Annotated in this window: 9 protein-coding genes; 2 read left to right on the top strand and 7 right to left on the bottom strand. The window is 45.3% G+C overall.

Annotated features, from left to right (window positions below; translation table 11 throughout):
* Positions 1 to 1,226, top strand: a 1,226-nt coding sequence (locus C7B77_RS18760) for an iron uptake porin (protein WP_106308216.1), incomplete at its 5' end; no start/stop codon positions are given.
* 118 nt (positions 1,227 to 1,344) lie between these two features.
* Here the strand turns inward: C7B77_RS18760 and C7B77_RS18755 are convergent.
* Both C7B77_RS18755 and C7B77_RS18750 read right to left on the bottom strand, forming a co-directional pair.
* Positions 1,345 to 1,743 carry an ArsR/SmtB family transcription factor gene (locus C7B77_RS18755; protein WP_106308213.1) on the bottom strand — a complete coding sequence of 133 codons (399 nt, stop codon included), beginning with the start codon at positions 1,741 to 1,743 and terminating at the stop codon, positions 1,345 to 1,347.
* Positions 1,744 to 1,911: a metallothionein gene (locus C7B77_RS18750; protein WP_106308210.1), complete on the bottom strand. Its 168-nt coding sequence runs from the start codon at positions 1,909 to 1,911 to the stop codon at positions 1,744 to 1,746. It abuts the gene before it with no gap.
* Positions 1,912 to 2,068: 157 nt separating this feature from the next.
* Here C7B77_RS18750 and C7B77_RS18745 point away from each other — a divergent pair, with 157 nt between their 5' ends.
* Positions 2,069 to 2,335: a hypothetical protein gene (locus tag C7B77_RS18745; RefSeq protein ID WP_106308207.1), complete on the top strand. Its 267-nt coding sequence runs from the start codon at positions 2,069 to 2,071 to the stop codon at positions 2,333 to 2,335.
* On the opposite strand, the gene C7B77_RS18740 is transcribed toward C7B77_RS18745, so the two are convergent.
* From C7B77_RS18740 to C7B77_RS18720, 5 genes are all read right to left on the bottom strand, one after another.
* Positions 2,332 to 2,634 (bottom strand): hypothetical protein, encoded by a 303-nt coding sequence (locus C7B77_RS18740; RefSeq protein WP_106308204.1) that lies wholly within the window; start codon positions 2,632 to 2,634, stop codon positions 2,332 to 2,334. The two genes, C7B77_RS18745 and C7B77_RS18740, sit on opposite strands and share 4 nt — an antisense overlap.
* Positions 2,635 to 2,980: 346 nt before the next feature.
* The gene (locus C7B77_RS18735) at positions 2,981 to 4,351 is read right to left on the bottom strand and encodes an alkaline phosphatase PhoX (RefSeq protein WP_106308201.1); all 1,371 of its coding nucleotides are present in this window, start codon (positions 4,349 to 4,351) and stop codon (positions 2,981 to 2,983) included.
* A 149-nt stretch (positions 4,352 to 4,500) separates the two neighbouring features.
* Positions 4,501 to 5,286, bottom strand: a complete 786-nt coding sequence (locus C7B77_RS18730; protein WP_106308198.1) for an ABC transporter ATP-binding protein — start codon at positions 5,284 to 5,286, stop codon at positions 4,501 to 4,503.
* Complete coding sequence (locus C7B77_RS18725; RefSeq protein ID WP_106308195.1) at positions 5,283 to 6,377, bottom strand: iron ABC transporter permease; 1,095 nt, start codon at positions 6,375 to 6,377, stop codon at positions 5,283 to 5,285. The genes C7B77_RS18730 and C7B77_RS18725 overlap by 4 nt, the downstream gene beginning before the upstream one ends.
* Before the next feature lie 120 nt (positions 6,378 to 6,497).
* On the bottom strand, positions 6,498 to 7,666 hold a 1,169-nt coding region (locus tag C7B77_RS18720), incomplete at its 5' end, for an ABC transporter substrate-binding protein (protein WP_245894267.1).

The raw sequence follows: 7,666 nt of genomic DNA, 5'->3' as shown, positions 1-7,666 counted from the left end.
CACCAGTAACGCCCCCACCCGCGCCATCAGAGCCAAGCGTCACCCGCGAAGAGGTCGAAGCGTTACGCAGATCGAATCAAGAATTGCGAGAGAAACTGATCGAAGTTGATGGGAAAGCAGCGGAAACAACCAAGAAAGTCGAACAGCTCGACAAGCAACAGTTTTCAATTAACACCAAATTGTCAGGGCAAGTAATTTTTAGTCTAACGGGGACTGTGGCTGGCGATTACAGCCGGAACACAGCACTGGGACAGAGAACCAGGCTGGATCTCAAAACCGAGATCGGTGGCGGTACGCTTACCACTCGCCTCCAATCAATCGGTTTGGGTTTAGCCAACAACAATCCAACTGCTGGAACTACTGCGGTTAGCACCCTAGATGGGCGGATCGCTGCCACGGATCCAGATGGAACTACTAATAGTAGTGTTGGGATGGATGCAATCAAGTATGAATTTGCACTCTCACCGCAAACGCAAGTGGTAGTATCTGCGAATGTCGGGGTTGCTGATGACTTTGCCGATACGGTCAATCCTTTTTTTGATATCGGTGATGGTGGCGGTGGTGCGATTACATCATTTGCGAGTCGCCCTTCAATTTACTATGGACTGGAGGGAGTTGGCGGTGGGATTCGCCACAAATTGAGCGATAGCATGGAAGTGAGTTTGGGCTATCTGGCCGGAGATGGCAATAATCCCGCAGTGGGGAATGGTTTATTTGGCGGTAGCTATGGTTTTCTGGCGCAAGTTACGCTCAAACCTAGCGAGAATTCTAAAATTGGTTTGACTTACACGCGCACTAAAAATTCCGACTTTACCACTGGTAGCACTAATGCCAATCAAGGCGGCGACAGCAATAACTTTGGGGTGCAAGGTTCGTTCTCGTTAAGCCCTCAGTTTGTCCTTGGTGGCTGGGCTGGATATACTCAAAATCAGTTAGCAGGTGTAGACAGACAAATCTGGAACTGGGCGATAACTGCTGCTGCACCAAATTTTGGTGGAGAAGGGAATATTGCGGGGTTATTAGTCGGGCAATCACCGCGTGTAACTTTTGCATCTGATGGTACGGCAGATACTAAGGCTGGACTGCATATTGAGGGCTTCTATCAGGTAAAACTCAGTGAGAATCTCAGTATTACACCAGGGATTATTTACCTTACTGCACCCAATCATGATGTCAATAGCCAACCTGCGGTAATTGGTGCTTTGCGAACTACTTTTACTTTCTAGCAGCAGGTTAAAATCATGGGGGCGATTCGATCGAATCGCCCCTACCACAGATTTCGAGAGTAATTCATACCTCAATCCAGCAACGCCTCATTCCTAAGTACAGAACGATCGCAAACTGCTAAATTGTTGTATCGATATGCTCGATTGCCGATCGATAAAAGTCGAGAATCTGACGATCTTGCAGGCTATAAAATACGTGCCGCCCTTGTTTGCGAAAATTGACCACTTTGATTGCCCGCAGCGTTCTTAATTGATGGGATACTGCCGATTCATTCATCTCTAAAATAGCAGCTAGATCGCCAACACACATTTCTTTTGCTGCCAAAATTGACAGAATTCGCAACCGATTGGGATCGGCTAAAAAGCCCAAAAACTCTGACAGACGCTGTGCCTTTTCTACCGAGAGCAGTTCGGCGGGAATGGCATTTACATCTTCAGAGTGATTTGGATGGGAATCTTCACAACAAAGATCTTCCCCATCCTCAATTATTGCTGATTCGGTCGCTCGATCTGACATCTATTTGCTGCATCCACAGCCTGTATGTCCGCAACCTGTTCCGGCAGGATGACCGTTAGCACAGGCATCGCCGCAGTAATGTTTGCCATCTTTGACGATCGCATCTGAGAGCGAAACTATGCACAAGCAAGACTCACAAGCACATTTCATTTGGGTAACAGTAGACATGGTGGATCTCCTTTTAGTTATCTTATTATCCTAACATATGAATGTGTGTTCAGATATGAGCTTTGGGAATATTTACAATTGCTAGTTTTCGGAGAGTGTCAGGGATCGATTGGGTAGCTTTATAATGGCGATCGAACCACTTAATTAGGTATTTAAGATGAAATTATCGAACTTACTAATGCTGTCTGTTGCTGGCGCGATTGGAGCCACTTATATCGCTCGTGCTAATCCGCCCCAACCGCAGCCGCAGAAAACGACACTCAAACAATGGAAAATCCAGCCTGTATCAGCACCTACTGTCGATACCAGATCTGCCCACCAAGCTTTACTCGATCGACAAAAGCAGCTTGCTGAGAAAAACTTCAGTTGTGATTGTAATGGCTGTAGAATGGCAGCACTGCAATTAGGCGTGACGCTCAATTAGATTGCCAGTTCGCCCGATTTTACTTCTTGGCGAATCGTCGTTACACAATTGGTACAGCCACAACCAAATTTAGCGATCGCTGTTTGTTGCAATCGGCGTTCGTAATTTAATGGTGAAATCCCGTCTTCAGTGGACTGGGGAATATTGACTCGATTTTCTGGAAGCGAGGAGCCATCGAGAAGCTGGCGATTGTTATCGCCAAAGTTTTGCAGCGGCATCGCATAACTGGGATCTGTAAATAGCGCAGCAGCGAGGATCGAGCCAGAACAAGCAATTACTGTTAATTTATTTTTGTCCATTATCGGCGCGGGATGAGTGGATGGCTCTATTATATGCGACCAAAACTCGAATTTAAGTTAAACATACCGGAGGGTAGGTATTGCCCTCAGAGCATTATCAATTTAGTAATATAAATATTTTGGCAGTTAATGTCGATCGCCTACGGCACGCTACGCGATCGATTAGTGAAGAGATTGCTCGATCGATAAAGCAGTTTAAATTCTTTTTGATACGGCTCTACATGTTCTGTGGGCAGTGCCACGATATATTTATCACCCAATTAATATCTCTAAAACTATCGGTAGGGGTAATTCATGAATTACCCCTACCGATAGTTTCATACTTGAATCCAGCAAAGTCCAATAATTACACTTTCGTCCAATTGCCCCAGACTGCTAAAGTCAGCCCCGGATCGTAGATATTGACAAACATCGTGCGACCATCAGCAGAAAAACACGCTCCGGCAAATTCACTATTGTCTCTGGCATTGCGGGCAAAAGTATAAACACCACCTTGTGGGGTAATGCCGACTAATCTTTGTTCGCCTTTACCATCTTCACAAGCAATCAAATGACCGCTGGGTGCCACTGTAATATTATCGGGCATATCGAGAATACTATCGTCATTGGGTTCTAAAAATAGTTCGATCGAACCACCATTTTTAGCAGTTTTACCAGGAGTATATTTCCAGATTTGGCCGTTACCTCTGGCTTCTTGCCCTGGCGATACTGGAAGGTTTGGTAAAACATTACCACCTTGAGTACAGGTAAAGTAAAAAGAACCATTGACATAACAGATGCCTTCCCCGCGCATAAATTGAGCGGCACCTTTAGTAAAGCCTTCCCTCCGGACTGTATTTTCGGGCGGATTTGGTTCTTCAATTCGCACCCATTCTACGGCAAATTTCTGTCGGACTGGGAATTTTTGGGTGGTATTAACTTGGGGTTTACCGACAATTTTGAGGGCTTCGAGTACCCCGCCTGCGGCTAATTTTCCAGGCTGTTTGGGAATAAAGCGATAAAATAAGCCGATCGGATCGTCTTCGGTTTGATAGACAATTCCAGTGCGCGGATCGACTTCGATTGCTTCGTGGCGAAATCTTCCCATTGCTACCAATGGTACTGGTGCGAGAGGCTTTTTACGATCGATCCCTACCTCAAAATTATAGCCGTGAGGTTTGGTAACGATTCCTCTGCCTGTATCTGGCATCCCTGGCATCGTGGTATTTTCTTCGCAGCTAATCCATGTTCTCCAGGGCGTTGCGCCGCCCGCACAATTTACATTAGTCCCCGCTAACGATACATATTCTTCGACTAGCTGCCGATTGCGATCGATCGTTAGGGTTGTCGTACCGCCCCCACAATTAGGATCGTACATCCGATCGCGAGTGGCAATAACTTTAGCGGTAGCAGTTGGGTAGAGTTCGTGATTGCGGACTAAAATTGTGGAACCATTCTTGCCTGCAAAAGCCGCCATCCCATCAAAGTTGCTCGCTGCGACGGTGCCATCGCTCATCTTTTTACCGCTTTGAGAAACGATTTTGTAGCGAAATCCCGCAGGTAGATCTAAAATTCCTTGAGGATCTTTGACTAATGCACCGTAACCCCTAACTTTTGGCGATTTGGCTAATGATACTGCCACAGATGGGCGATATAGATTTTCTAATCCAGCCAGGAGAAAGCTACTGCTAGTGCCTGCACCAGCCAGTGCCAGGAAATGACGACGGGAAATAGACATAGGGGAAATTATGAGTTGGTGTCGATGTCGCTGACAGGATTATATCAAGTACTCAGGGATTGCGTCTTAATTGCTGTTTGCTATTGAGGCAGGATAATCCCATCAATAATTTGGTCTACTCACAGCTTGCCTCAAAACATAAGTATTTATTAAATGCTGGCTAACGGGCAAATCTGCAAGCCCACAGGAGTATCAATAATCGCCACTTGCACGCCAAAGACTTCTGCGACTATTTCTGGCGTAATTACGATTTTAGGGGTACCAACGGCGACCAGAGAGCCATCTCTGAGCATTGCCAACCTGTCGCTATACCGGATGGCAAGGTTCAATTCGTGAAGTACGGTAATGATGGTTAATTCTTGTTGCTGTTGGAGATCTTTGAGTAGGGTGAGTAGTTCGAGTTGATAGCGGAGATCTAGATAGGTAGTTGGCTCGTCGAGTAGTAACACGCGGGGATTTTGAGCCAGAGCCAGAGCCAGAAATGCGCGTTGACGTTCGCCACCAGATAGAGATTCAACAGATCGATCTGCAAATTGAATTACTTGTGTTAATATCATGGCTCGATCGACTTGCGCTCGATCGACTGCTGTTAATTCCCACTGGTACCAAGGTTGATGGGGAGTGCGCCCCAAACTAACTAATTGCTCTACGGTTAAGCCGCTTGGTACCGTTTGTTGTTGGGGCAATAGAGCCATTTTCTGGGCGACAATATTTGGTGGTTCGGTATGAATTGCTTTGCCATCGAGCCAGACGATACCCTGTTGCGGTTTGAGCAAATGACTGAGGAGTTTGAGCAGGGTAGATTTACCAGAACCGTTCCCACCCAATAGGCTCAACCATTCGCCGCGTTCGAGTTGTAAGTTTAATCGATCGATAATCGATTTTGACAAGTAGCCGCCAGTCAGATTTTCGGCAATTAATAAGGCTTGACTCATGAGGCTAGATTCCGCTGTTGACGAAGGATAATCCAGGCGATAATTGGCGTTCCAATCAGTGCGGTAACTGAATTAATCGGTAACACGGAGCGTCCTCCAGGCATTTGGGCGATGATATCTGCTACTAGTGCAAAACTTCCCCCCACCAGACTTACAGCCGGAAATAACCACCGCAAATCGGACGTTTTCAACAATCCCCGACAGAGATGGGGGACGGAGATGCCAATAAAGGCGATCGGGCCGCAAAAAGCTGTTACGATGCCAGCTAGGAGTGAAGAACTAACTAGTACCAGTAGGCGCAACCGCTCGATCGAAATTCCTAAACTTTGCGCTTGGGTTTCGCCCAATAGCAACGGATTTAACGAGGGTGCGACGAGGATTGCCAGGATTAAACCACTCAAAATGCCGATACTCATGATCGGTAACTGCTCCCAAGTCACCCCGCCAAAACTACCCGTCGTCCAATTGAGATAAGATTTGACAGGCTCGGCGGTACTAAAATAGAGCAACAATTCCACCATCGCCCCCGTAGCATAGCCAAATAACAACCCTAGCACCAATAAACTAGTCGAACTTTGCACTCGCCGCGCCACGACAATTACCAACCCCGTCACGATACCTGCGCCCAAACAAGCAGCGACGATCGTACTATAACTGCCGATTGCACCTAAACTAGCTAAACTAATTCCAAATAGTTGCGTACCTAAGATAACTAAAGCAACACCCAAACTAGCCCCCGCACTAATTCCTAGTACGGATGGCCCAGCCAAGGGATTATTAAATAGGGTTTGCAGTTGCAATCCGCTGGTAGATAAAGCGGCTCCAGCTAAGATGGCGGTAATCGCTTTGGGTAGTCTAAATTGGATGACAATATCGCTCCAGGACTCTTTTTGAGGAATGCCACCGAGTAAAATGGTGACGACATCACCCAAGGGAATAGAAACGGAACCCATTGCTAAACTAGTCAAGAAAAATGGAATGGGCAGGATGAATAATAGTCCTAAAATTATCGATCGCCGTTCGATTTTCTCCTTTTTTAATCTAGTCGGAGGTTGTCTGTCGATCTTTGGTGGTGCTGGATGAATTGGCATCCATTCTCGCTCTTCGATCGGTTGAGGCGTTGTTTTTTCACGCATAATTTAATAGATAATTGATGAGGACACATCCCTGACTTCTTGGAGAAGTCGGGGATGTAACCAGTTTTTATGTTTTTATTTAATTAATGGGTGATAATAAACAAATTGATGTTTCGGCATTAATTCTGGATGCAAAGCTTTGACTAAATCTGCCAAAACTATGTCAGGATTGGCGGTTCCACCTTCCCAAAAATCATTTCCACCAGTTGCATTCATTCTTGCTGTCGGATTGAATAGTTTTGAATATTTCACTGCTCTAAATTTGGTATATCTGCGATCGGTATTAATTACATCATTAACACTGCGCCAATCCTGACTGCTATTAATCCAAACTTCGGCTGTCTGCGCCCGATCGAATATCTGCTCGAAACTCAAATTGATACTACCTGTAGATCGATCGTCGTTCCAGATATAATTTCCGCCCGCATCGGCAATAAATTTTGCTGTATAACTATCGCCACCAGGAATATACCAGGTACCGCGACTATCAAAACCAGAGAAAACAGTGGGTTTATTTTTGGCTTGACTGGCAATTTTAGAGATCGAATTATATCTACTTTCCATCTGGCTAAATACTCGCTCTGCTTCTGTCTCCCGATTAAAAAACAATGCCATGAATTTCAACCATTCCGCCCTACCCAACGGCGAAGACTCCATATATTCAGCAATAATTGCTACGGGTAACCCTGCTTCGATTAATTTGGGATGACTATCTGATTTAGGATTGCCTACACCGTAAGTAGTAACTAGTTCGGGTTTAATTTCTAAGACTTTCTCGACATTAGTATTATTACTCCTGCCTACTTCTTGCAATTTCCCTGCTTTAATTTTCGCCACTACACTGGGTGTATTAACTTGGTTAAAATCGCTAACCCCGATTAATCGATCGACTAAACCCAATTTATCTAATAATGGTAAATGAGTTGTAGACATCGATACCACAGAATTAACTGGCACCTGGACGATTTGGGATTTGTCGAACCCTGACGGGACTGGGGTATTACATTGCACTAATACATATTGAAAAGTAGTATCGGCATTTCGCCAAGGATTTTTAACCGATACCACTTTATAGTTACGGTGATATTCAACTGTAAATCCTTGAGCTTGGGTTACTTTAACTTTGTTAGGGAAGTAATCTACTTGAGGATTGTAGACAGTAGAACACTTAGAGGATGTTTGAAAAGTGGGGAGGTGGGTAAAAAAGCTCACAAGAGCATAAGCTACGAATAGAAAGTAAGTAG

This window comes from Chamaesiphon polymorphus CCALA 037 (genome assembly GCF_003003845.1).
GTDB classification, from domain to species: domain Bacteria; phylum Cyanobacteriota; class Cyanobacteriia; order Cyanobacteriales; family Chamaesiphonaceae; genus Chamaesiphon; species Chamaesiphon polymorphus.
The sequence above is the reverse complement of the archived record's forward strand: the minus strand, read 5'-3'. Positions and strand labels throughout refer to the sequence as shown.

Bases quoted from the DNA above. Each gene is read 5' to 3' on its own strand.
- C7B77_RS18740 (WP_106308204.1), bottom strand. From the start codon at position 2,634: ATGGACAAAAATAAATTAACAGTAATTGCTTGTTCTGGCTCGATCCTC.
- C7B77_RS18750 (WP_106308210.1), bottom strand. From the start codon at position 1,911: ATGTCTACTGTTACCCAAATGAAATGTGCTTGTGAGTCTTGCTTGTGC.
- C7B77_RS18755 (WP_106308213.1), bottom strand. From the start codon at position 1,743: ATGTCAGATCGAGCGACCGAATCAGCAATAATTGAGGATGGGGAAGAT.
- C7B77_RS18725 (WP_106308195.1), bottom strand. From the start codon at position 6,377: ATGCCAATTCATCCAGCACCACCAAAGATCGACAGACAACCTCCGACT.
- C7B77_RS18730 (WP_106308198.1), bottom strand. From the start codon at position 5,286: ATGAGTCAAGCCTTATTAATTGCCGAAAATCTGACTGGCGGCTACTTG.
- C7B77_RS18735 (WP_106308201.1), bottom strand. From the start codon at position 4,351: ATGTCTATTTCCCGTCGTCATTTCCTGGCACTGGCTGGTGCAGGCACT.
- C7B77_RS18745 (WP_106308207.1), top strand. From the start codon at position 2,069: ATGAAATTATCGAACTTACTAATGCTGTCTGTTGCTGGCGCGATTGGA.